At 43.5% G+C, this 25,940-nt stretch carries 14 protein-coding genes, 2 tRNA genes and 3 rRNA genes; 11 read left to right on the top strand and 8 right to left on the bottom strand.

What is annotated here, in order from left to right; genetic code table 11:
* Window positions 1-112 precede the first annotated feature (112 nt).
* The 6 genes from OC25_RS09070 (at window position 113) to OC25_RS09040 (ending at window position 8,143) form a co-directional block, all read left to right on the top strand.
* Window positions 113-1,634, top strand: a 16S ribosomal RNA gene (locus OC25_RS09070).
* Window positions 1,635-1,892: 258 nt separating this feature from the next.
* Window positions 1,893-1,970: transfer RNA gene (locus OC25_RS09065), tRNA-Ile, on the top strand.
* A 78-nt stretch (window positions 1,971-2,048) separates the two neighbouring features.
* Window positions 2,049-2,122: transfer RNA gene (locus OC25_RS09060), tRNA-Ala, on the top strand.
* Window positions 2,123-2,483: 361 nt separating this feature from the next.
* Window positions 2,484-5,360 (top strand): 23S ribosomal RNA (locus tag OC25_RS09055).
* 142 nt (window positions 5,361-5,502) lie between these two features.
* A 5S ribosomal RNA gene (rrf, locus tag OC25_RS09050) occupies window positions 5,503-5,614 on the top strand.
* Together the 16S, 23S and 5S rRNA genes with 2 tRNA genes alongside form the textbook arrangement of a ribosomal RNA operon.
* Window positions 5,615-6,376: 762 nt before the next feature.
* Entirely contained in the window at window positions 6,377-8,143 is a 1,767-nt protein-coding gene (locus OC25_RS09040; RefSeq protein ID WP_039474585.1) for a S8 family peptidase, read from the top strand.
* On the opposite strand, the gene OC25_RS09035 is transcribed toward OC25_RS09040, so the two are convergent.
* The 6 genes from OC25_RS09035 to OC25_RS09010 all read right to left on the bottom strand — a co-directional run bounded on the left by OC25_RS09035 (window position 8,144) and on the right by OC25_RS09010 (window position 15,523).
* Window positions 8,144-8,935, bottom strand: a complete 792-nt coding sequence (locus OC25_RS09035) for a polysaccharide deacetylase family protein (RefSeq protein WP_039474582.1) — start codon at window positions 8,933-8,935, stop codon at window positions 8,144-8,146.
* Window positions 8,936-9,868: a glycosyltransferase family 2 protein gene (locus OC25_RS09030; protein WP_039474580.1), complete on the bottom strand. Its 933-nt coding sequence runs from the start codon at window positions 9,866-9,868 to the stop codon at window positions 8,936-8,938.
* Window positions 9,865-11,046 (bottom strand): glycosyltransferase family 87 protein, encoded by a 1,182-nt coding sequence (locus tag OC25_RS09025; protein WP_039474578.1) that lies wholly within the window; start codon window positions 11,044-11,046, stop codon window positions 9,865-9,867. Before OC25_RS09025 ends, OC25_RS09030 begins: the two co-directional genes overlap by 4 nt.
* A 92-nt stretch (window positions 11,047-11,138) precedes the next feature.
* Complete coding sequence (locus OC25_RS09020; RefSeq protein WP_039474576.1) at window positions 11,139-13,703, bottom strand: alpha-L-arabinofuranosidase C-terminal domain-containing protein; 2,565 nt, start codon at window positions 13,701-13,703, stop codon at window positions 11,139-11,141.
* Between the two features lie 23 nt (window positions 13,704-13,726).
* Window positions 13,727-14,785: a glycoside hydrolase family 43 protein gene (locus OC25_RS09015; RefSeq protein ID WP_052266083.1), complete on the bottom strand. Its 1,059-nt coding sequence runs from the start codon at window positions 14,783-14,785 to the stop codon at window positions 13,727-13,729.
* Window positions 14,786-14,878: 93 nt separating this feature from the next.
* Window positions 14,879-15,523, bottom strand: coding sequence for a Crp/Fnr family transcriptional regulator (locus tag OC25_RS09010; protein ID WP_039474575.1), 645 nt, complete (start codon window positions 15,521-15,523; stop codon window positions 14,879-14,881).
* A gap of 326 nt (window positions 15,524-15,849) precedes the next feature.
* On the opposite strand from OC25_RS09010, the gene OC25_RS09005 reads away from it, so the two are divergent.
* A complete protein-coding gene (locus OC25_RS09005) occupies window positions 15,850-16,221 on the top strand; it encodes a hypothetical protein (RefSeq protein ID WP_156131437.1) in 372 nt (123 codons plus the stop codon).
* Here the strand turns inward: OC25_RS09005 and OC25_RS09000 are convergent.
* Complete coding sequence (locus OC25_RS09000; protein ID WP_039474572.1) at window positions 16,218-17,483, bottom strand: ROK family protein; 1,266 nt, start codon at window positions 17,481-17,483, stop codon at window positions 16,218-16,220. The two genes, OC25_RS09005 and OC25_RS09000, sit on opposite strands and share 4 nt — an antisense overlap.
* Window positions 17,484-17,718: 235 nt before the next feature.
* Between OC25_RS09000 and OC25_RS08995 the strand changes: the two genes are divergently transcribed.
* Genes OC25_RS08995 through OC25_RS08980 form a run of 4 tightly spaced genes read left to right on the top strand, consistent with a single transcriptional unit; the run spans window position 17,719 to window position 25,010 of the window.
* Entirely contained in the window at window positions 17,719-18,999 is a 1,281-nt protein-coding gene (locus OC25_RS08995; RefSeq protein WP_039474569.1) for a Gfo/Idh/MocA family oxidoreductase, read from the top strand.
* 42 nt (window positions 19,000-19,041) lie between these two features.
* Entirely contained in the window at window positions 19,042-22,449 is a 3,408-nt protein-coding gene (locus OC25_RS08990; RefSeq protein WP_156131436.1) for a 3-keto-alpha-glucoside-1,2-lyase-like domain-containing protein, read from the top strand.
* Between the two features lie 14 nt (window positions 22,450-22,463).
* Window positions 22,464-23,918, top strand: a complete 1,455-nt coding sequence (locus tag OC25_RS08985) for a Gfo/Idh/MocA family protein (RefSeq protein WP_039474567.1) — start codon at window positions 22,464-22,466, stop codon at window positions 23,916-23,918.
* A 9-nt stretch (window positions 23,919-23,927) separates the two neighbouring features.
* Window positions 23,928-25,010: a Gfo/Idh/MocA family protein gene (locus OC25_RS08980; protein WP_039474566.1), complete on the top strand. Its 1,083-nt coding sequence runs from the start codon at window positions 23,928-23,930 to the stop codon at window positions 25,008-25,010.
* Between the two features lie 104 nt (window positions 25,011-25,114).
* Here the strand turns inward: OC25_RS08980 and OC25_RS08975 are convergent, their stop codons facing one another.
* Window positions 25,115-25,564, bottom strand: a complete 450-nt coding sequence (locus tag OC25_RS08975) for an SRPBCC family protein (protein WP_039474563.1) — start codon at window positions 25,562-25,564, stop codon at window positions 25,115-25,117.
* Between the last annotated feature and the right edge of the window lie 376 nt (window positions 25,565-25,940).

Raw genomic sequence — 25,940 nt, 5'->3', positions numbered from 1 at the left:
TCGAAGTACATGATTAAGGAGCTTTATTTTAAAGGTGATGTCTAACAGACAAAACAAAAGAAGACTATTTTTAACAATAGTTAAAACTGGTCAGAATCTTACACAACATTTTACAATGGAGAGTTTGATCCTGGCTCAGGATGAACGCTAGCGGCAGGCCTAATACATGCAAGTCGAACGCGATTAAGGGGCTTGCTCCTTATGAAAGTGGCGCACGGGTGCGTAACGCGTATGCAACCTACCTTTATCAGGGGGATAGCCCGGAGAAATCCGGATTAACACCGCATAAAATCACAGGATAGCATTATCCAATGATCAAATATTTATAGGATAAAGATGGGCATGCGTGTCATTAGCTAGTTGGCGGGGTAACGGCCCACCAAGGCGACGATGACTAGGGGATCTGAGAGGATGGCCCCCCACACTGGTACTGAGACACGGACCAGACTCCTACGGGAGGCAGCAGTAAGGAATATTGGTCAATGGAGGGAACTCTGAACCAGCCATGCCGCGTGCAGGAAGACTGCCCTATGGGTTGTAAACTGCTTTTATCCGGGAATAAACCTACTTACGTGTAAGTAGCTGAATGTACCGGAAGAATAAGGATCGGCTAACTCCGTGCCAGCAGCCGCGGTAATACGGAGGATCCAAGCGTTATCCGGATTTATTGGGTTTAAAGGGTGCGTAGGCGGCCTGTTAAGTCAGGGGTGAAAGACGGTAGCTCAACTATCGCAGTGCCCTTGATACTGATGGGCTTGAATGGACTAGAGGTAGGCGGAATGAGACAAGTAGCGGTGAAATGCATAGATATGTCTCAGAACACCGATTGCGAAGGCAGCTTACTATGGTCTTATTGACGCTGAGGCACGAAAGCGTGGGGATCAAACAGGATTAGATACCCTGGTAGTCCACGCCCTAAACGATGAACACTCGCTGTTGGCGATACACAGTCAGCGGCTAAGCGAAAGCGTTAAGTGTTCCACCTGGGGAGTACGCCCGCAAGGGTGAAACTCAAAGGAATTGACGGGGGCCCGCACAAGCGGAGGAGCATGTGGTTTAATTCGATGATACGCGAGGAACCTTACCCGGGCTTGAAAGTTAGTGAATGATTTAGAGATAGATCAGTGAGCAATCACACGAAACTAGGTGCTGCATGGCTGTCGTCAGCTCGTGCCGTGAGGTGTTGGGTTAAGTCCCGCAACGAGCGCAACCCCTATGTTTAGTTGCCAGCATGTAATGGTGGGGACTCTAAACAGACTGCCTGTGCAAACAGAGAGGAAGGAGGGGACGACGTCAAGTCATCATGGCCCTTACGTCCGGGGCTACACACGTGCTACAATGGATGGTACAGAGGGCAGCTAGCTGGCAACAGTATGCGAATCTCACAAAGCCATTCACAGTTCGGATTGGGGTCTGCAACTCGACCCCATGAAGTTGGATTCGCTAGTAATCGCGTATCAGCAATGACGCGGTGAATACGTTCCCGTACACAGTACACACCGCCCGTCAAGCCATGGAAGCTGGGGGTACCTAAAGTATGTAACCGCAAGGAGCGTCCTAGGGTAAAACCGGTAACTGGGGCTAAGTCGTAACAAGGTAGCCGTACCGGAAGGTGCGGCTGGAATACCTCCTTTCTGGAGTAGAATCACCTACTCGCTTCGCCACATGATATTTCAAAAAAAGGTATAAGGTAGATGGTTTGAAGGTAGAAGGCTTAAGGTCTTGATACCTGATACTGAATACCCGGTACTTAAAAAAACAAAAGAAACACCCAGAAGAAATGACGGTTGTCTGGTAGCTAAGGTTACAGCAGCAGGATATGATTCAAAGGTACACAGGGAAAAGCGGTAGCGGTAATAACTAACTGCTAAACACTGGAACCTAAAAGAAACAGTCCCGTAGCTCAGCCTGGTTAGAGCACTACACTGATAATGTAGGGGTCTCCAGTTCAAATCTGGACGGGACTACCATTGAAGTTTTCAATTGGCAGTTAACAGTTCACAGTTAATAACTGGAAACTGAAAATTGATAACTGATAACTAACTTTTGGGGGATTAGCTCAGCTGGCTAGAGCGCCTGCCTTGCACGCAGGAGGTCAACGGTTCGACTCCGTTATTCTCCACACACACACACTATCAGGATTGATAGTATACATTGACATAATTAAGAAAAGAAGAAACGCCATGGGGCACGGATGTGATGAAGAAAACATCTGAAACGGTTCGAGACCGCAGTTTTTTACTAATAAGGTTAAGCTAGAGGCTTAGGCGCAGGGCAATGAAACCCTCCACCTTTATACCCTCCACCTTCTACCTTAATAAAGTTCTTTGACATATTGGAAGAAGTTAAAAAAGAAGAGCAAACAACAATAGGCGACTGTTATGTTTGTGCTCACCGAGAGGAGTAGCAATACAAATCAAGGTATGAGACATCATAACAAGAGCAAAAAAGCATACCATACGGCGCAAAAGGCGTATGAGTAGAAGAAAGTAAGAAAGAGTACACGGGGGATGCCTTGGCTCTCAGAGGCGATGAAGGACGTGATAAGCTGCGATAAGCTTCGGGTATTTGCAAATAGGAATTGATCCGAAGATTTCCGAATGGGGCAACCCGGCTGGTTGAAGGCCAGTCACATATAATGAGCAAACCTGCCGAACTGAAACATCTAAGTAAGCAGAGGAAGAGAAAATAACAATGATTTCCTGAGTAGTGGCGAGCGAAAGGGAAAGAGCCCAAACCAATACTGTTACGGCAGTTTTGGGGTTGTAGGACTACGATGTGGTATTAGCAAACAGAAGTGGAACGGGATGGGAAGCCCGGCGATACATGGTGATAGCCCAGTACACGTATAGAATGCTAGCCTAGTAGTATCCTGAGTACCGCGAGGTCGGAGACGCCTTGTGGGAATTTGCCGGCACCATCCGGTAAGGCTAAATACTCCTGAGAGACCGATAGTGAACCAGTACCGTGAGGGAAAGGTGAAAAGAACCCCGAACAGGGGAGTGAAATAGAACCTGAAACCGTGTACTTACAAGCGGTCGGAGCGTACAAGTTGCGTGACGGCGTGCCTTTTGCATAATGAGCCTACGAGTTACTCTTCTCTGGCAAGGTTAAGTGCTTCAGGCACGGATCCGAAGCGAAAGCGAGTCTGAATAGGGCGTATAGTCAGAGGAGGTAGACGCGAAACCTTGTGATCTACCCATGGACAGGTTGAAGGTGCGGTAACACGTACTGGAGGACCGAACCGATAAACGTTGAAAAGTTTCCGGATGATCTGTGGGTAGGGGTGAAAGGCTAATCAAACTGGGAAATAGCTCGTACTCCCCGAAATGTTTTTAGGAACAGCGTCGATATTGAGTTATATAGAGGTAGAGCTACTGATTGGGTGCGGGGGAGTCAAATCCTACCAAATCCAGACAAACTCCGAATGCTATATAATATGATCGGCAGTGAGGCGCGGGGTGCTAAGGTCACGCGCCGAGAGGGAAAGAACCCAGACCATCAGCTAAGGTCCCCAAGTTACAGTTAAGTTGAACTAACGAGGTCCGATTGCACAGACAGCTAGGATGTTGGCTTGGAAGCAGCCATTCATTTAAAGAGTGCGTAACAGCTCACTAGTCGAGCGATCGGGCATGGATAATAAACGGGCATAAAATTGTACACCGAAGCTATGGGATTGAAATATATCGGTAGGGGAGCATTCTATATACAGTGAAGGTATCTGGTAATGGGTGCTGGAGTGTATAGAAAAGCAAATGTAGGCATAAGTAACGATAAGGCGGGCGAGAAACCCGCCCACCGAAAGGATAAGGTTTCCTGATCAACGCTAATCGGATCAGGGTTAGTCGGGACCTAAGGAGAACCCGAAGGGGAAATTCGATGGACAACGGTTTAATATTACCGTACTTTTTATAACTGCGATGTGGGGACGGAGTAGTGACACTGCCGCGATCTGACGGAATAGATCGTTAAAGGCTGTAGGTATAGGACTGGTAGGCAAATCCGCCGGTCTTGCTGAGAGCTGATAGTACCGCGAGGCTTCGGCTGAGTGGATAGTGCAGGTAATCAGACTTCCAAGAAAAACCGCTAAGCTTCAGGTTATAAAAACCCGTACCGCAAACCGACACAGGTATCCGGGAAGAGGATTCTAAGGTGCTCGAGTGAATCATGGCTAAGGAACTCGGCAAAATGGCCCTGTAACTTCGGGAGAAGGGGCGCTGTCAGCAATGGCAGCCGCAGTGAAAAGGCCCAGGCGACTGTTTAACAAAAACACATGGCTTTGCAAAATCGAAAGATGAAGTATAAGGCCTGACACCTGCCCGGTGCTGGAAGGTTAAGAGGGGATGTCATCCGCAAGGAGAAGCATTGAATCGAAGCCCCAGTAAACGGCGGCCGTAACTATAACGGTCCTAAGGTAGCGAAATTCCTTGTCGGGTAAGTTCCGACCTGCACGAATGGTGTAACGATCTGGGCGCTGTCTCAGCCATGAGCTCGGTGAAATTGTGGTCCCGGTGAAGACGCCGGGTACCCGCAACGGGACGGAAAGACCCCATGCACCTTCACTACAATTTAACATTGACATTGGGTACAGGATGTGTAGGATAGGTGGGAGGCTTTGAAGCGGCGTCGCTAGGCGTCGTGGAGCCAACGTTGAAATACCACCCTTTCTGTATTCGGTGTCTAATCCCGCCAAGCGGGAGACATTGTTTGATGGGTAGTTTGACTGGGGTGGTCGCCTCCAAAAAGGTAACGGAGGCTTTCAAAGGTAAGCTCAGTACGCTTGGTAACCGTACGCGGAGTGCAATAGCATAAGCTTGCTTGACTGTGAGACATACAGGTCGATCAGGGTCGAAAGACGGATATAGTGATCCGGTGGTTCTGCATGGAAGGGCCATCGCTCAAAGGATAAAAGGTACGCTGGGGATAACAGGCTGATCTCCCCCAAGAGCTCATATCGACGGGGAGGTTTGGCACCTCGATGTCGGCTCGTCACATCCTGGGGCTGGAGAAGGTCCCAAGGGTTCGGCTGTTCGCCGATTAAAGTGGCACGCGAGCTGGGTTCAGAACGTCGCGAGACAGTTCGGTCCCTATCTGTTGTGGGCGTAGGAATTTTGAGTGGGGCTGACCTTAGTACGAGAGGACCGGGTTGGACTAGCCTCTAGTGAATCTGTTGTTCCGCCAGGGGCATTGCAGAGTAGCTACGCTGGGAATAGATAAGCGCTGAAAGCATCTAAGTGCGAAACTAGCCACGAGATGAGAATTCCATATAGGACCGTAGCAGACTACTACGTTGATAGGCTACAGATGTAAAGCTGGCGACAGCACAGTCGAGTAGTACTAATCATCCGAAGCTTTCAAAGCAAACAGACTGTTGTTTGTTCTTCAAACTAACTTCTTTCAATAATATGTCATTTGAGCGGAAAGCTTAAAGCATAAAGACCAAAGCGAAATACAGAAGCTTTAGTCTTTGAGCTTTGACCTTTAAGCTTCAAATAAAAATATTTAGGTGCCTATATCGGTGGTGTCCACCTCTTCCCATTCCGAACAGAGAAGTTAAGCCCACCAGAGCCAATGGTACTGCGGTAACACGTGGGAGAGTAGGTCGGTGCCAAATCTTAAAGGAACCCTTCAGCTAAAGCTGAGGGGTTTTCTTGTTTACGGCCATTCTGGAGACCAAAGCAGAAAGACTAAAGCTTAAAGACCAAAGCAGAAAGCAGGATTAAGGCTTTCTATATAAAGTGGCTTTTTAATATCCTTAAAAAACCTCGCAGGTTTAGCTCGGTTCTTTTATTATTTAAAACCTGCGAGGTTTAACCTTTCATTAGCATTAAGATTGCCATCCGATAGCTATCGGATCAAGCTGGCAATGACGGTCTGTGCTAAATTGATTGCAAGAGGGTTCATGATAAGGATAAAACTCATAAAGACCAAAACTGGATATACCTGCTTTGGTCTTTCTTCTTTTTGCTTTAAGCTTTTAATAATAGCCCTGATGGCAGTGAAAATCCCTTTTGGCTTGAACAGGCATATTAAATCTTGCATAAGGTCTCCAAAAGGATTGTAACGTACAGCAGGACGGAACCTTTGTTACCTGCACTGGCTTTGCGCTTCAAAAAATAACTACTTCAGTTTTACCCTTTCATCTGATACTTTAAACCACTTAGCAGTTAAGGTAATTAAGGTTTGCCTGGACAAAAGCATAAAGGTCTTTTCTTCATGCCCTTAATCTCTTAATGATAAAAATAAACAGTGACTGCTTACCTGCTTGTTTCGCAAAGGTAACAGCCATCTGATTATGCTTGTTAAAAAATGTAAAATCTTTTAAGCTCAAGCCAATAAAACCGTATTATTGTAATATTACGTAGATATTGCTATGATGAATTTGAACCTGAAGAAACTGGCTTGCCTTGCTTTTTTATGCGGTATTAACTTTGCAGTTTTTGCACAGAATAAAAATGTACAGCTCCCGGCCAATTGGTTTAATCTCGACTTAACCGAAAACGGTTACTTTGGTATCAGCACAGAAAAAGCTTACCGCGATTTATTAAAAGATAAAAAGCCCAAACAAGAGATTGTAGTAGCCGTAATTGATGGTGGAGTAGATATCAATCATCCGGATTTAAAAAACGTGCTATGGACCAATAAAAAGGAAATTCCAGGCAATGGGATCGATGATGATGGTAATGGTTACATCGATGATGTGCATGGCTGGAACTTTATCGGTTCGAAAAAAGGTAATCTTGAGTTTGATAACCTGGAATTGGTGCGTTTATTACGTATTTACACACCCAAATATCAATCTACTACCAATTTAACACCTTTAGATAGTACACAAAAGGAAGAGTTTAGGCTGTATAAAAAGATGGTTGGCGATTTCGGTAAAAAATACGAAGATGCCAGTAATACTTTCTCGGTATTGATTGCCATTAACAAGGTATTAGATTCGGTTGCAAAAATCAATAAAAAGGAAATTCCGACTTTAGCCGACATAGACCAGTACAAAGCTGATGATGAAACCGAAGAACAGGTGAAAACGATTATCAGAAAAGGTGCTAAGGAAGACGGTGGTTTCGAAAAGTTTTATAAAAATATTAAAGATGGCTACAAGCAATACGACGCCATGCTTAAGTATAATTTAAATCCTAAATACGATATGCGTGCGGAGCTGGTAGGTGACGACTACAGCGATGCAAATCAACGTAATTACGGAAATAACGATGTAAAAGGACCCGATGCTTTTCACGGTACGCATGTTTCGGGGATTATTGGTGCCGACCGGAACAATGCTGAAGGTATTTTGGGGGTAGCTAACGCGGTAAAAATTATGGCCATAAGAGTGGTGCCAACAGGCGATGAACGTGATAAAGATGTAGCCAATGGTATCCGTTATGCAGTTGATAATGGTGCCCGAGTAATTAATATGAGCTTTGGGAAAAGTTATAAGTGGGATAAAAAAGCGGTAGATGAAGCTGTGAAATATGCCGAAACTAAAGGTGTTTTACTGGTGCATGCCGCCGGAAATGATAATCAGGATAATGATGTAGAAGAAAATTTTCCGAATAAGTTTTTTGATAGCAAAGAGTCTGAGGCTTATAAACAAGCCCATAAAAAGGCTAGTAAACCTGATTTTACCCCACCACGACCTAATGCACAGTATGGCGGTATGGGTATGCGTGCTCCCTACGATAGAACTTCGGCGTTAAAACCTGTGCCTGTTGATACGGCTAAATTTAATCTGCCACATGCAACAAACTGGATCGAAGTGGGAGCCAGCGCTTATAAAGACGATGATAACCTGAAAGCCGATTTTTCGAATTACGGAAAATACAATGTAGATGTTTTTGCACCAGGTTTCCTGATCAAATCGACCATTCCGGATAATAAGTATGAAGAAGCTGACGGAACGAGTATGGCTTCGCCGGTTGTGGCTGGCCTGGCAGGTTTAATTTTAAGTTACTACCCTGAACTGAAACCAGCGCAGGTAAGGGAAATTATTATGAAATCAGTATCAAAGGTTGCCCATAAAATTAAATACAAAAACGAAAAGGGTGAGAACGTTCGCGTACTGTTTAGCGAGATCTGCGTAAGTGGTGGTATTGTAAATGCCTATAACGCCTTAAAACTCGCCGAAACCTATAAATAGTTATTTTTTAGCCTCGTGTAATAGTGGTTTAAGGAATTGCTGTATGGTACCGAATGGATATTGTTTGGCTTTTAAATGGGCTATAAAGTTATCCATACGCGCAATCATTTGCGCGCCCGTATTTTTACGTACATAGGCCGGAAAACCAAAACGTTCAAAATCATTAAGATCGGTAAACTCCCAGGGGTGAAAATAGATGTTCAGGTAATGATCTTTTTGATAGGCCCATTTGGCTAAGCTTTTGTAAATACCCAAAGGAAGGTTATGAAAAGATAACCAGAATAAAGGGAACCTGACCCATGGACTTACCGAAGCGGGAAGCTGCAATACATTGTTTTGCATGAAGTGGGTCCGCGAAACATGAAAGTTATTGTAGCGTCCGGGTAAATAGGTTGGGTTGATAGAAGAGTTATAGCTATAACCAGCCTTTTCTACTTCGCGTTCATCAACGGGCATCATCCTCGCCATGCGGTAACCGATGATTTCCTGACCTGAAAGTTCTTCGAGTTTTAATTTCGACTGCAATAAATGTTCAGGCTTAAAATCGGAGTGATAATAACCATGCGAAGCCAGTTCATGACCGCTATAAACAATTCTTTTAATCAGGTCGGGAATATTTTCTGCAAAGGTTACGGTGCAGAAAAATGTAGCTTTTACCTGGTGTTTATCCAAAAGATCTAAAATAGCAATGGTTCCTGTCCTCGAAATGGAGATCTGATCTTCAAAAGAAATCGTTTTTCCATATTCAAAAGGCATATCGAACTCTTCGATATCAAAACTTAACAGAACCATTTATTGCTGCTTAATATTAGTTGAACGGATAATGTAATTTGGGCGGTTTTTAGCCTGCATAAACATCTTACCAACATATATGCCTATAATGCCCAAAATGATGAGTTGTAGCCCACCGAAAAATACTATGGTCATAATTACCGATGCCCAGCCTGAAACCTCAACATGGTTAACAAATGCGTAGATAATATAAGGGATGTACAGCACCGAAGCAAAAGAAAGAATAAAACCCAGATAAACTGCTGTATAAAGCGGCTTGATGCTGAAAGAGGTAACACCATGCAAGGCCAGCCTGAGCATCTTTTTCAGGGTGTATTTACTTTGCCCCGAGAAACGTGCAGCTGGGTTATATTTAATGGCATATTGCTTAAAGCCCAGCCATTTTACCAGTCCACGCAAAAAAGGTTCGTTTTCGTGAAAATTACGGAAAACATTAACCACCCGCTGATCGAGCAGGCGGAAATCTGCCGCTCCGGGCTCCAGATCAATATCAGAAAGCCAGTTTAAAACTTTATAGAACAGACTCGATGAGCTTCTTTTACCTTTAGATAAATTTTTATCTTCTTCGCGGATGGTGTACACTACTTCATAACCGGCTTCCCATTTGGCAATCATATCCGGAATCAGCTCGGGCGGATGCTGCATATCGCAATCCATAGAAATTACGCAATCTCCAAAAGCATGGTCCATACCTGCCTTAACTGCCAGCTGGTGACCAAAGTTTTTAGAAAATTCGAGAAAAAATACATTTTCGGCCGTTGCTGCATATTCTTTTATTTTTTCGAGCGTATGGTCGGCACTGCCATCATCAACCAAAATGATTTCGTAATTGTAACTAAGCGTAGCAAAAACCTTTTTAATACTTTCTGCAATTACAAAAATATTATCGGCCTCGTTATAGGCTGGGATGACTATAGAAACTAATTTCTTCATTTATCGGCAATCAGATAAGACTCAAAATCTTCTTTCATCATTTGGTAAACAATGGTAAACCAAATCAACACGCAAGGTAGGGCTTTAAGTGAATATAGACGAATAAATTCTTTAACTGGCCGTGGGAAAATATCGGTTGGCGACAAGCTGGTGAGGATAAAAGCGAAGACAAACAATGCAATTATCCACCCTTTTTTCTCTTTTTGTATACTAAACCAGATGGCTACACCTGCAAAGGCAATAACGTAGGTAGGCGATTCAGATCCACTACTGAAAATAACGGTAAAAATTAGTGTTGATGCCAGAAGCATCAACCTGAAACCGGTATGTTTAAACTGAGCTGTCCTTAAATAAGGTAAGCCAAACAAAATTACCCCACCCAATAAAAAGGGCATGTTCGGAATGGTTACATCACCCGTTATCCTTCTGGCCATGCCCATTAACGAAATATCCTGAAAAGAGGTTAGCGATGCATTTAGCTCATTTTTATGGGCAAGTGAATGGTACCAGTCGCTGTAAGATTGTATAATGAATGCCGGCGAAGAAATAAGCATAGGCAATGCAAACAATAAGATAAGCGCCGCCAGGCCAGCTAGTATAAATTTCAATTTGTTTTTGGTAAAGAAGAAGAAAGCTAAGCCAACAATGCCGTACAACTTAACTAAAGTACCCAAAGCAATAAAAAAAGCCGATTGTATCTCTTTCTTTTTAACAAGATAGGAGAAACTCAGCAATATAATTCCGGTTAGGGCAATGTTAAACTGAAAGCTAAACAGTGCTGTAAGGGTTTCGTGGGCGCAGATCCAGGCAATAACTGATCTGGTTTTAAGATTAAGTGGCAAACTGTAAATACCCCAAAGTAACACCGCTACGTTAGCTATGTTCCAGAGGATAGTACCCGCGCCATCGGGTAATAAAGCAAAAGGAGCAATAAGCACCGAAAATACAGGGCCATAATGGTTACTGTCGTTATATTCGGGATAGTTCAGGTACAGGTTTTGTAAATCGGTAGTATGCCAATACACATATTTAAAGATAAGGTAATTGTTATACGAGTGGTGATGGTATTGTTTATACCCCGCTACAATAGCCAGAATAAGGTAAATAGCAATCAGGCATTCCTTTTTTAGCAGGAATGAGATTAGTTTTTGACGCTTAACGTTTTGAGCAGGAATCATTGTTTTTGGCGCTGCAATATAACTATTTTAACAGTTCCGCTGATAATATATTCTGCTTAGGGTTGGGTTGATAGGAGACATTGTCCAGGGGATCATTTTTTTGGTTTAAATTTAATCACGGTAAAAGAATAAGCCGGTATTTCGAGCTGCTGCCCGCTAGTAAGTGTGATGTTGCTGCTTACATGCAAAACTTTTTTATCGGCGGGGTTTCCAGATAGGACTGTTTTGGTGGCATTAAAACTTTGCTGTTTCAAATTTAAATCCAAGGTGGTGTTTACTGCTACCGGAAGCAGGTTAACCAGTTTAACGGTAATTTCGCCGCTTGCTGCATCTTTAACCATTGAGCAAGCTACTCTTTTTTTAACAGCTTCCTGGTTTGCGGAAAGTACTATAGTAGAGGGGATATAAGTATCGCCACCATTTTGTCCATATAATTGTTGTACATAGTAGCCAATAGTAGGCTTCACCTCGGTATTGTTAAAATAAATTAAATCCGGATTCCATTGGGTATGCCCCTCTTTGGCAATCAGCGGCGCGTAGGAGGCCATACTCACCACATCACCATTCCGCTCAAGCGAAGTCAGGTATAATGCTTCGGATAAGGAGGTTTCCAGGTTGGTTTTATTCCCGCCGGGAAGACTTGCTGCATATTCGCCCAGGTAAACTTTTGATTTGCCGCGATCGTAACTGTCGTAAAAATCCTGATTATTAATAAACCAGCCCGGCGATTGGTAGTAGTGCTCATCAATAACCGGAACATGGAGGTTTGAGGCAATCTGCCAGCCTGCATCGTAATCGCTGCCTTCAAAAAATGGTCCGGCGGTGCCAATAACGGTAATTTCGGGGTGTGCTTTGCTCAGTGCCTTGTAAATCATGGCAAATCGCTCGGCAAATACTTCGGTAATCTGATCTTCGTTGCCTATGCCAATGTACTTCAGGTTAAATGGTTTTGGATGACCTGCCTCTGCCCGTTTTTTGCCCCATTTGGTTTTAATATCGCCATTGGCATATTCAACCAGGTCAATAATATCCTGGATATAAGCATCCATCTCACTCATTGGAATACCGCCTTGTTGTCCGCCACCACCTGTTGAAGAATTTTGGCAAGGTACCCCTGCAGCAATAACCGGAACAGGAGCAGCACCAATATCTTCGCAAAACTGAAAGTATTCAAAATATCCAAGTCCCATGGTTTGGTGATAGCCCCAAAGGTTACGGTCGGGTTTGCGCGATTCGAGCGGGCCAATAGAATTTTTCCATTTGTAAATATTGGCAATGCCATCGCCATGAGCCAAACAACCGCCAGGGAAACGCACAAATCGAGGCTTGATACCTGCAATGGTTTCGGCCAGATCGGCCCTCAAACCATTTTTACGGTTTTTAAAAGTACTTTGGGGGAATAAAGAAACCATGTCAATTGCAAAACGGCCCGGAGTTTCGATTACCAGCTCAAGTTTGGCATCTGCAACATCAGAAGTGGATGTAAGGGTAACTGCTTGTTTTTGCCAGTTTGCAGCACCAATTTTTAAGGTAGCCTGTGCAATAACACCGGCTTTAGCGCTGGTAAGCCTTATTTTAAGGTTTAACTTTTGTTTATCCAGCAGTTTTGTAAACATCGAAAAATGATAAGCCTCGCCCTTTTTCAGGGCGATACCATCAAAACCACTGTTACTTAAAGTAGCACCTGCAGCAGTAGCATTTATCACTGCGTAGTGTGGATTGTTGGGGTGAATTGGCGAAACCGAATCGATTTGCAAACTGGTACCTGTTATTGTCCAGGCATACATACTGTTCCAGTTTTTGTCGTTAAAACCTTTGTCGCGCGGGTGATATTCAAAATCACGGTTTTGGATCAGTTCTGCATAAAGCCCGCCATCGGCAGCATAGTTTAAATCTTCGAAAAAAACACCCGTAAGCATATTACTGATGGCTTTGGCTTTTTCAGGCTCGAAAGCTATTTTGGCTGTCACCTGCTTTAAGCCGTTAAACCGGCTGGCATCATCTTTAGTTTGCTCTGCATTCTGTTTACTTTTATAGTCCTGCAGTTCGAAGGCTTTTTTCAAGGCTAAAATATCGCTCCAGGGCAGGTAGAACATTTGTCCTTCCTGTTTGCCATCCATATTAATAGCGGTACTGGCATTACGATAGGCCGATGCGGTTACAGGCTTTGCGGAGCTGTAATGACTTAAATCTTTAGATTTTACTTCGAAATATTTTCCTTCAGCATCGGTATATATCAGGGTATATTCATCAGTACCCGGATTATAGCTAATTACCGGTCGCAATACATTTTTGCCACCTGCTACGTATGGATAGCTTTGTGGTTTCCAGTTAATCAGATTAGCCGATTGGGCAGTGGCAAACTGCATGGCTTGGTTATTTAAGCTCCAGGCACAAATCCATTGTTTATTTTTCCCCTGGATGAGATAGGGGCTGATCATTTTCTTTTCGCTCCCCCAGCGGCCGTAATCGCTTTTTAAAAAGGTGTAATTATTACCAACAGGCATCCAGTGCTGTTTATCCAAGCTCCAGGCAAAGCGTAATCCGTTTACATTGTATGCAAAAAGATAAGCCGAATCGGGTTCGTTTTTTACCAGTGCAAACGCATTTGCTACAAAGACTAAAAGAATAGTAAGTGACAATAATTGTCTTTTCATATAAGTGAGTAAGTTAATTCAGTTTAAAACTTCATGTCTAAATTCCAGTTCCGCGCCAGTGCTGTGGCTTCTTTTTTAGTGAGGTGTATTACTGCACCGTGTTTGGGCGAAGAGAAATTGGTCGATTTCATTACACCTTCGTTAAAACGCCCCAGGTTGGTGAAATTGGTAAAGTCGCTGGTTTCGCTGAAACCGAAATTGTGTGGGGTAATGCGATAGATATCGTAAATGAGTACCCATTTGTTTTCGCCAATGCGTTTGTAAACCGTCGGGGCCTCGCAGCCTACTTTTTCGGGGTCGTACCAGCGATCGTCGTACTCATAATCTTTATTGATAGATGATGAAACCGCTTGTTTAACACCCGAGGTGCCGTCGTGCGGAACATAAAACATGTGGAAACGATCGCCAACTTTGGTAATATCGGCATCGATATACGATACATCTTTAGGGTATTGGAAAAGTAGCTTAGGTTGCGATTCGAATTTGGTAAAATCTTTATCCATGTAAGCATAATAAAGCTTGTCTTTACCATTGGCAAAACGCATGGTAAAATAAATCATCAGCTTATTTTCTTTTTCGTCGAAAATGAGTTCAGGCGCCCAGGCGCATCCAATATCAGCGAGTTCGGGAAAAGATTGGTCTACGCGTAAAACCCGGTGCGACCAATGAATGAGATCTTTCGATTTCATGAGCACCAAGCCCCTGTTATTGCCCCATCCATAAGCTTTGCCATCTCGCTCCCATTCGGTGTTGCGGTAACCTGCCTTTTGTCCGTAAATGTGCAAATCGGTTAAAGCCATGTAAAACATCCCATCCGGACCGCGGTAAATGTGCGGATCGCGGATACCTTTCTGCTCAGCTATAGTATCGCCGGCAATAACGGGTTTGGCCTGGTTTACATCGGTAAAACTGTAACCATCTTTACTCAGGGCCATGTACAAACCATGGGTATCGTCTTTAAAATACACCATCAGGTAGGCCGCCATGTCTTTTTCGCGGGGTTGCCGTTTTTGTTGCGCACAAAGACCGATGGAGAGGAGCATGCTGATGAGACAGGCCGCCGTACGGTAAAAAATAATCATTGGCTTTTATATTTGGTTTAGCAGATTGATTCCACTAAAATAATAAATAATCGTCATTATAACGATTATTTATTTCCAACAATAAAAGGTCTTTTAAATTCCTTCTGCCAGGGGAGTGGGAACAACCTGAGTTTCCTTATGCAGTTCTTTACTCCTGATGCGGCTCAGGGTTTCGAGGCGCATACCCAGATAACTGGCCAGGTAACGTTGCGGAATCCTGCTCATGTCTATTTTTTTGCTTTCCTCAAGTGTGCGGTAGCGACGTAATGCATTTGGAATTCTGGCCAGGATCGATCTTTCCGAAGCTGCATAATAATGTAAGGCCAAAAGTTTGCGGCCAATTACGTTGGCTTCTTCGTATTTGGCGTAGGTAGCATCAATTAAAGTATAAGGTATCCGGATCAGTTCGCATTCTTCCAGTGCCTGAAGATATTCTACCGAATGATAGGCTTTGTGATCGGGGTGACGGATGGCGCCAACAATGTTATTACCGAAACTGAACCAGGTGGTAATATCTTTCGTACCGTCTTTAACAAATCCGCGAACGATCCCGCTTTTTACAAAATACAGGGCCGCGTTACTGTCAATTGGCGAAACAATGTGTTTGTTTTTTCTAACCGTAACCAGCGAACAATGTTTTTCATAGTCGGCAATCAATGGTTCAGAAACAGGATAATACTGTTCAAAGAATTGAATCAGTGGCTGTACAAAAGAGCTGTTTTTGGGATGGAGCATCATATTGTAACTTTTTTTATTGAATAAATTTTTACAAAGCAATCATTTAAAGTTGCTAATGGGTTAAGAAGGCTGGTTTATAAAACAGATGGCCGGGATTCATCCATTAGAAAATGATGTTTTTGCTGTTGTTTGGTTAATTAAATCTTAACTACGAAAAATATAGCTAAGAGGTTTTTTTTAATAGGATTATTTATACAAAAATGGTTGTAATAATAAAGTTACATAATTTATCTGGTAAAAAAATATGTGCAGTAAAATTCGCTTTCTGAATTTAACTAAAACTATCTGTCGGCGATCAGGTTAGAAATAATAAGACAATGAAAGATATGGAAAAAAAAGATACTCAAAGACGCGTGATTACCGAACTTACCACTACCGGATTACAAGCTGCAACAAAAAAACTGGGTGCTACAGCGAGCCGCAGGCAGATTAGGAAAGGTGTTTCCGAAAATATTGGTTTTATAGATCAGTTATTGCGGTTAACTTTAATGAAAAACAATGGCCCTGATAAAAAAATGCAGCGGAACATTGAATTGGGTGCATTGGGGGTAATTGCCCTGAATAGTTTTTATAAAGGCTTTAAGCGAAAAAAGAAATTATGGGTGCTCGAGGGCGTTTTTTTAACGACCGCTTTGGCTGGGGTAATTTTAATGCTTGAATTCCGCTATAATCAGAACCAGACCGGAAAAACCAATTAAGCCATTTGTTTTAACCTGGATGTTTTAGCTTGTTTAATATGGTTCTCCAGAAACTGGCCAATACCTGTTGTAGCATAGCCCATCAGCCGTGAATTTTCGCCCAGTTCTGATGATACAATGGTTGTTTTTTCTCTGATTTGAGTCATACAATAGGTATTAATGGCCTGTTGCATGGGTAAGGTTATGTATTGCTTTGCTTCTGCAATTTTTCCGCTTAAGATAATCAGTTCGGGATTAAACAGTTGAATGAGCATGGCAATACCTTTGCCCATGTGTGTACCAATATTGGAAAGCAGCTGAATGGCATATTGATCGCCTTTGTTGGCAGCAGCAATAATAACGGCTGGTTCTATTCTTTCCAGTTCTTCATTACTGAGTTTATTCAGCATGGAGTTTTTGCCTGATAAAATCCCTTTTTTTGCCATTTCTGATAATGCATTGCCAGATGCAATGGTTTCCAGGCAGCCATGTTTACCGCAGTAACACAAATCGCCGTTTTCTACGAAGGGAATATGCCCCAGTTCGCCGGAAAAGCCACAGGCACCTGGCCTCAGTTTACCATCCATAATAATGCCTAAGCCAACGCCCCAATCCATCAGTAAAATAAGCGCGTTTTTTTTGCCTTTGGCCATGCCATGCGTAGATTCGGCCATGGTAGAGCCGTTTACATCATTCTGTATCACTACCGGTAACTTCAGCATATTTTCAAAAGCAGCAGTTAACGAAATATTTTCTACATCGTTTAAAAAATAGCTGTAATTCTCTCCCCGCACAGCATCAATCAGGCCAGGCATACCCACACTGCAGCCAATCAGTTCATTTGTAGAGATATTTTGCGATTCAAGAATTTCCTGTAAATGTGTATTTAAAATATGGAAGAAATCAGCCCGGCTTTTGGAGATGGGAAGTGCGATGGTTCTGGGGCCGAATATGAAGTTGTAATTGTTATCCATGATGGCTATTTTGGTGTGGAAAAGCTCGATATCGATACAAACAATCAGGATTTTTTTATCCTTTAAACGATAAAGATCTGGCTTTCTGCCACCCATTGATGCGCCATAACCTTTCTTCTCTATCCAGCCTTCATCTGTTAAACTGCCAATGAGTTTCAAAATACTGGGTGTGCTCATATTCATCATATCGCATAATGCCGAAACCGGCGAAGGACCCATGCTGAAAAGGTATTTAATCAGTTCGTATTTCTGAACTAGCCTTTTATTCCCCTCATGATTGGATATGTTATTTAATAGGTTAAGATTCATGAATATTTGGTTCAATTTGGATAAATATATAGAACTTCTATTAAAATTTTATAAAAGTTTTTTTCATACGTAAAGAAATAAACGATGTTTTGTCTTTTTAACAATTTCTTCCTAACATTAGCTAACCAAATATGCCAGTTAGTGCCCCTATATCCTGTTTTGAAAAAAATATAATGCATTGCTATTAATTTTAAACTGAACCATCAGATAAGTTTATTTCTACACAACAACCAAAATGAAAACTAAAGAAGAACCACAAACAAACTCCAGAAGAGATTTTATTAAAAAAACGGCAGTTGGCCTTGCTGCCTTTACCATTGTGCCCCGTTATGTACTGGGTGGACAAGGCTTTATTGCACCAAGTGATAAATTAACCAAAGCGGTTATTGGCGTTGGGGGCATGGGCCGAAACCATTTTGTTTACGACGGTACCCAGGTAGTCGCTATTTGCGATGTAGATAGCAGGCACATAGCCAAATCGTTACCTATGCTGGATAAAGGCGTAAAAACCTTTAGCGATTACCGCGAATTATTGAAACTACCTGAAGTAGATATTGTACATATTGCTACCCCGCCACACTGGCACGGTACTATGGCTATTGATGCGGCCAATGCCGGTAAAGATATCTGGTGCGAAAAACCCATGACCCATACCATTGGCGAAGGTAAAAGGGTAATGGAAGCCGTACAGCAACATGGCCGCATGTTCCGTTTAAATACCTGGTTCAGGTTTAAAGATACTTTTTATGGTATGGGAACTACCGTAAAACCCATTAAAAAACTGGTTGATAGCGGCTTGTTAGGCTGGCCTTTAAAAGTTACCGTAAGTAAGCATACCGGTTACGATTGGAAATTTTACTGGGTAGGTAAAGAAAATTTACCTGTAGAGCCTGTACCGGCCGAATTGGATTATAACTCCTGGTTAGGCCCAGCGCCATTTAAACCTTATAGTACTCACCGTGTACATGGTACTTTCCGTGGATATTGGGATTACGATGGCGGTGGTTTAAGTGATATGGGGCAGCATTACATCGACCCGATTCAGTATTTTTTGGGAAAAGACGATACCAACCCGATTTCGGTTGAGGTAGATGCCCCGCAACAACACAGCGATGCTGTGGGTACCTGGAGAAGGATTACCTATACTTATGCCGATGGTTGTCAGATTATTTTAGATGGCGAAGGTAAGGATGCCAATGTACCTTATATAGAAGGACCAAAAGGAAAGCTATATCCAGGCTTTAAATCCGATATTCCTGATCTGGAACGTAAACTGGCTGCATTCCCTGATCCGGCACCACAAATGACGGATTTTGTTACCTCGGTAAAAACCAGACAGCAATTTGCCCTGAATGAACAGAACGGACACCGCTCTTGTAATATCGTAAATATTGGTTTGGCAGCACTCCGCCTCGGACGGTCTTTAAAATTCGATCCGGTAAAACAGGAGTTTATCGACGATGAAGCAGCTAATAAACTGATTAACCCTGTTATGCGCGCACCATTCACCATATAGTTCACCTCAACCAAATTCTACAACAATTTTTAATTGATAACAATGATCAAGAAATTAATATTTGCGCTGTTGGCTATTGTGATGTTGCAACAGGCGATATATGCACAAGATAAAACCGACCAGCGTACCACCACTACCCGTATTGCCGACTTGCTGGCCCAGCTGCCTGCACGCGATGCCAAACAACTGAAAAGAAATATGCAGGAAATTGCCGATTTAGGCGAAGATGGTTATGTAAACCTGATTGGTGGATTAGCCCCCGCGGCAAAAGGAAATGCAGTAATTGAATATGCTGTGAGCGGATTTTCGGCTTACGTGAGTCAAACCGGACAAGAAAACCTGCGTAAAATGAGTGCCGCTGCCTATTGCAAGGCATTGGCCAAATTAAGCGATAACCCCAATAAAGCTTTTGTAATCAGTCAGTTTGAACTGGTAGGCAACGATGCAGTAGTTGACTGCATTGCACCTTATTTAAAAGATGAAGTACTTGCCGATCCGGCAGCGAGGGCTCTGGCCAAAATCAATACCGAAAATGCTACCGCTGCCTTGCTGGCGGCATTGCCTGCAACAAGTGGTAAAGCACAACTGGCTATTGTAGATGCCCTGGGGCACAGCCATTCTAAAAAAGCAGCTGCAGCTATCCAGAACCTTTTTGCCGGGAAAATGAGCGGCGATGTGGCCAAAGTTTGTCTGTATGCACTCGCTAACATTGCCGATCCGGCTTCGAAAGCAGTACTGGCCAATAGTGCCGCCAGCGTAGGCTTTAAACCCGAAAATACCAATGCGGTTGATGCTTACATCGTTTATGCCAATAACCTGATGTTAACCGATAAAGCATTAGCTACCAGCATTGCGAAAGAAATATTAGAAAAGGCAAAAGGCGACGATCTGGTACATACCCGTACCGCTGCACTAAAAATAATATCAGCTACCGAGCCCGATTATTTGTTAACTGCTTTAAACGATCCGAATTTTAAATACCGTGCCGCTGCCCTGAAATTTGCCACAGCTAATTTGTTAGCCGGTAAAGGTACAGCCGATGCCTGGGTAAATAAACTGGCTAAAGCCGATACCGAAACACAAGTAGCCATTATTAAGATGCTGGCTCAGGCTAAAGTACAAACTGCATTACCTGCAGTAAGCAAACTTATAAACAGTAAAGATGAAAGTGTAAAGTTAGCGGCTATTGAAGCGACCGGAAGTATCGGGCAGGAGACTGCGTTAGCTACTTTACTCAAATCGATGGCTAAGGCTGATACCGCAACATTAAATGCCTACAGCAATGCCTTGCTTAGAATGAAAGGCGATGGAGTAACTGCACAGGTAGCAGCCTTTATTCCAAAAGTTAAACCAGCGGCTCAGGTAGCATTAATTAATGTACTGGCGGCCCGTGCAGCGCACAATGAGTTGCCAGCCATTTACAGCCTGCTTAAAAATAAAAACCCTGAAGTTAAAAGTGCAGCTTTCAAGGCTTTATCAACAACTGTAAATGCGCAGGATTTGCCTCAGTTGTTTACTTTGTTAAATGAAACTGCCGATCAGGCAGAATTGGTAAATGTACAGGATGCTATTATCTCGGCCGTAAAAGGAGGGAACGATGCCCAGGTAGATGCCATTTTAAAACAAATGGATGCGGCTACAGCAGAGAAAAAGCCGTTATATTATAAAATATTGGCCAGCCTGGGTGGTAAAAAAGCCTTAGCGGCTGTTTCAACAGCTTTCAGTAACGGTAACGATGCCGATAAAAGTGCTGCTTTACAGGCCTTATCATCGTGGAACGATAGCGGATCGGCTGATGAGCTGATTAAAATAGCACGTACCACCACCAATACGGATTATTTGAATCAGGCGCTTGTGGGTTACTTAAGGTTGATTAATACTTCAAATGCTGCTCCAGAACAAAAATTATTAATGTTGCGCAATGCCATGGCAGTAGCCAAAACCACGCAACAGCAGCAGGAAATCTTAAAAGCTGCCGATCAGGCCAAAACTTTCAATACCCTGGTTTTTGCAGGTAAATACCTTAACGATCCACAACTGCAGCAGGCCGCTGCTACTACAGTAATGAATGTGGTAATGGTCGGAAAATACAACGGCACCATTGTAAAAGACCTGATTAATAAAACCATTGAGGTGTTAAAAGGTGCCGATGCCGAATACCAGAAAGAAGGATTACGCAAGTACCTGGCAGAAATGAAAGCAGATGAAGGTTTTGTTTCTGTATTTAATGGCGCCGATTTAACCGGCTGGAAAGGTCTAGTTGCCGATCCGATCAAAAGGGCCAAAATGGATGCCGCTACTCTGGCAACTGAACAGGCCAAAGCCGATGCCGAAATGAGAGATAGCTGGAAAGTAGTTAATGGCGAACTGCAGTTTCAAAGCCATGGCAATAACCTGGCTACGGTAAAAAAATACGGCGATTTTGAAATGCTGGTAGATTGGAAAATCATCGACGATAAAAAAGGAGAGGGCGATGCCGGTATTTACCTGCGCGGTACACCACAGGTGCAAATCTGGGATAACGCCCGTGTAAAAGTAGGTGCCCAGGTGGGTTCGGGTGGTTTGTACAACAACAGGGTAAACCAAAGCAAACCATTGGTAGTTGCCGATAACAAACTGGATGAATGGAATACCTTCAGGATTTTGATGCACGGCGACCGTGTTACCGTGTACCTGAACGGACAATTGGTAACCGATAATGTGGTGCTCGAAAATTACTGGGATAAAAACCTGCCTATTTTTGCCGAAGAGCAAATCGAATTGCAGGCCCATGGATCGCCGGTAGCTTACCGCGATATTTTTATCAGGGAAATACCAAGACCAAAACCTTTTGAGTTAAGTGCGCAAGAGAAAAAAGAAGGCTATAAAGTTTTATTCGATGGTACCAACATGCATAGCTGGACCGGTAATACCACCGATTATATTATTGAAGACGGTAATATTGCCATCAGGCCAAAACCTGGTAAGGGATCGGGTGGCAACCTGTTTACCAAAGATGAATTCAGTGATTTTATCTATCGTTTCGAGTTTAAATTAACTCCGGGTGCCAACAACGGTTTAGGTATCAGGGCTCCTTTTGAGGGCGATGCTGCTTACGAAGGGATGGAACTTCAGATTTTAGACAACGAAGCACCAATTTACAAAGATTTGCATGTGTACCAGTACCACGGTTCTATTTACGGTACCATTCCGGCCAAAAGAGGATTTTTAAAACCCGTAGGCGAATGGAATTATGAAGAAGTTGTGGTAAATGGTCCGAAAATAAAAGTAATTTTAAACGGAACTGTAATTCTAGATGCTGATATTACCGAAGCAAGAAAAAATGGTGCTGCCGATCATAAACCACACCCGGGCTTGTTACGCGATAGCGGGCATATTGGTTTCTTAGGTCACGGCTCACCGGTAGAATTCAGAAACATCAGGATTAAAGAACTTAATAAGAAGAAATAAACAAATCAATATTTATGACTGAAGAAGTAAAAGATTCAGCTGCCGATAGTTCGAGAAGAAATTTTATTAAAACCACTGCCCTTGCGGCAGCTGGTTTTATGATTGTACCACGCCATGTGCTGGGTAAAGGTTATCTGGCGCCGAGCGACAGGTTGCAGGTGGCCGGAATTGGGGTTGGTGGTAAAGGCGAAAGCGATTTAACCGGTGTATTTAAAGGAGGGAAATCTGATATTGCTTTTTTATGCGATGTAGACGACAGACGTGCGGCCAATTCAGTAAAACGTTTTCCTAAAGCCAAATATTACAAAGATTACCGCCAGATGCTGGATAAAGAATCCAAAAATATTGATGGCGTAGTTATTTCAACACCCGATCATAACCATGCCATGCAAGCCATGGCTGCTATGCAACTGGGCAAACACGTATATGTACAAAAGCCATTAACCCACGATATTTACGAAGCCAGGATGCTTACCGAAGCAGCAAAGAAATATCAGGTAGTTACGCAAATGGGTAATCAGGGAGCATCTGGGGAGGGTGTACGCAAACTGAAAGACTGGCTGGATGCCGGCTTAATTGGTAAAGTGCACACCGTTTATTGCTGGACTGATCGCCCGGTATGGCCGCAAGGCATTTCCTGGCCGGCCACAGGCGGTAACATTCCTGCAGAACTGGATTGGGATTTATGGTTGGGCAGTGCGCCATTTAAACCTTATGTAGATAAACTGGTGCCCTTTAACTGGCGCGGCTGGTGGGATTATGGTACAGGTGCCATAGGCGATATGGGCTGCCACCTGGTTGAACCACCTTTCCGCATCCTCGAACTCGATACCCCAACCAGTGTTGAGTGTAGCGTAGGCAGCGTGTATGTTGATGAGTTTAAGCGCGGTTATTTCCCTGAAAGCTGCCCGCCTTCGAGCCATGTAATTATGACTTTTGATAAAACGAAAAAAACAAAAGGAAATTTGCAAATGCATTGGATGGACGGTGGTATTAAACCTGAGCGTCCGGAAGAAATGTTGCCAAACGAATCGTTCGGCGATAACGGTACCTTGTTTATTGGCACACGCGGTAAAATGATTTGCGATACCTATGGCGCCAACCCACGGTTACTGCCATTAACCAAAAATGCAAGCGACCGTACCAAACCAAAAGCGCCACGTGTACCGGGCGATGTAGCAGGACATTATACGCAGTGGGCCGAAGCTGCTATTGCCGGTTACGGTAAAATAGAGTTGAGCTCACCTTTCGAAATTGCCGGACCGCTTACCGAAACCCTTTTAATTGCCAACCTGGCCATTCGGGGTATCGATGTACAACGCGCTAAGGCTGATGGTAAGGGCTACACTTTTCCGGGCCGGGATATTAAAATGCTTTGGGATAAGCAAAATATGCGCGTAACCAATTTTGATGAAGTAAACCAGTTTGTAAAACGCGAATACCGCAAGGGATGGAGCCTTGGTGTGTAAACTGAAACAATGAGTTTAAAACAGAACAATATAAAAGTATTGGTGGTAGGCTGTGGCAATATGGGGACATCCCATGCCATGGCTTATCACATTTTAGACGGCTTCGAAATCTGTGGATTGGTTTCTACCGGTAACAGTAAAAACGTACTGAACGAAAAACTGGGCGGTGGCTATCCGCTGTTCAGCGATTTTTACGAAGCTCTGGCTGCTACCCAACCCGATGCAGTGTGCATTTCTACCTATCCCGATACGCATGAGGCCTATGCCGTAAAATCGTTTGAAAGCGGTTGCCATGTGTTTATCGAAAAACCATTGGCCGATACTGTTGAAGGTGCCCAGCGTGTTGCCGAAGCCGCTAAAAAGGCTGGTAAAAAGCTTTTGGTAGGTTATATTTTGCGTTACCATCCTTCCTGGGAAAAGTTTATCGAACTTTCGCAGAATATGGGTAAACCACTGGTGATGCGGATGAATTTGAACCAGCAAAGCCACGGACCTAAATGGACAGTACACCGCAACCTGATGAAAAGCCTGAGCCCCATTGTAGATTGTGCCGTGCATTATATTGATGTGATGTGCCAGATGACGGGATTGAAACCGGTACAGGTGAGCGCCATTGGTGCGCGTTTAACGGATGATGTGCCTGAATGGAATTACAATTATGGGCAGTTACAAATCCGCTTTGAAGATGGCTCGGTAGGTTGGTACGAAGCTGGCTGGGGGCCGATGGTGAGTGATAACGCCTTTTTTATTAAAGATGTTTTCGGACCGAAAGGTGCGGTATCTATTGTAGCCAAAGCTGCGGGTGCCGCAGGTAATTCGGATAATATTGATGCCCACACCAAAACCGAATCTATAAAAGTGCATCATGCTGCACTCAATTCCGCAGATGAGTTTGCAAAAGCAGATGAGTGGATCGACCTCAGCGATGAACCCGACCATCAGGAACTCTGCAACCGCGAACAGCGCTTCTTCTTAAAAGCGATACAGGAAGACCTCGACCTGACCCGGCCAACAGAAGATGCCGTTAACAGCCTGAAAATTGCCTTCGCCTGCGATGAATCGGTTAAAACCGGGGAAATGGTGAGGTTGTAGAAAAAGTAAATCGTCATCTCGACTGAAGCGTAGCGAAACGGAGAGATCTACTCGAGTTAGATTTCTCGACTGCGTTGCACTCCGCTCGAAATGACGATTTTTTATTAAGCATCCGGAATATTAGGCTCTACCAGCTTAGTCAGTTTTTCTAAAGATTCCTGCCAGCCCAGGTAGCACATCTCAGCAGGGATCATTTCCGGAATACCTTCCTGTAATACTTTCAAATCGGTACCCACCATTGTTTTTTCCAACCAGATGGAAGTAGTCATCACGCCCGGTAAATTAGGATCGTCGAACTTATCTGTATATTTTAAAAATGCATTTGGTTTAACCTCCAGGTATTCGCCGCCAAAAGAGTGGCCGTTACCAGTAGTGAAATTATGAAACGACATTTTAAAACTGCCACCTTCCTTTACGTCCATATGGTGTACAGTACAAAGAAAACCGTATGGAGGTAACCACGATGCAATGGCTAATGCTTCGGTAAAGGCTTTGTAAACTTTTTCAGGCGATGCTTTAATCACCCTGTGTAATGAAACTTTATTGGTTGACATAACATTAATTTTTTTGTTTTCTACTCATCTGGCTTTTCGTTTCGCCCGTTTTTGTAATGGTTGCTGCTCCACCGCCCATGTTGCCGGGGCTATAACAAAGGTGGGAGGAAAAACTGGTTTTAAGCGTGGTAGTATGCGACAATTTTATGGGTAATTTAAGACCGGTTTTATTGTTGTATCCTAAATAGAATTGTCATCCTGAAGGATAATTTATTTTTTGCCTTACAGCGCAGTCTTGCCTCGGCTCGCCACCGCCGAAGGGCTCTTTCTTTTTGGCATCAAAAAGAAACAAAAAATGCCGGCTGAAAATTTTTCTTTTGAAGCCAGTGAGCAGGCTGGGGCAGTGGAGACCGAAAAATTTGTTAGGCCGGATTTA

The sequence above is a fragment of the Pedobacter kyungheensis genome (assembly GCF_000812965.1).
GTDB lineage: Bacteria > Bacteroidota > Bacteroidia > Sphingobacteriales > Sphingobacteriaceae > Pedobacter > Pedobacter kyungheensis.
Note: the sequence above shows the minus strand (reverse complement) of the source record. Positions and strands in the feature narration are given on the sequence as shown.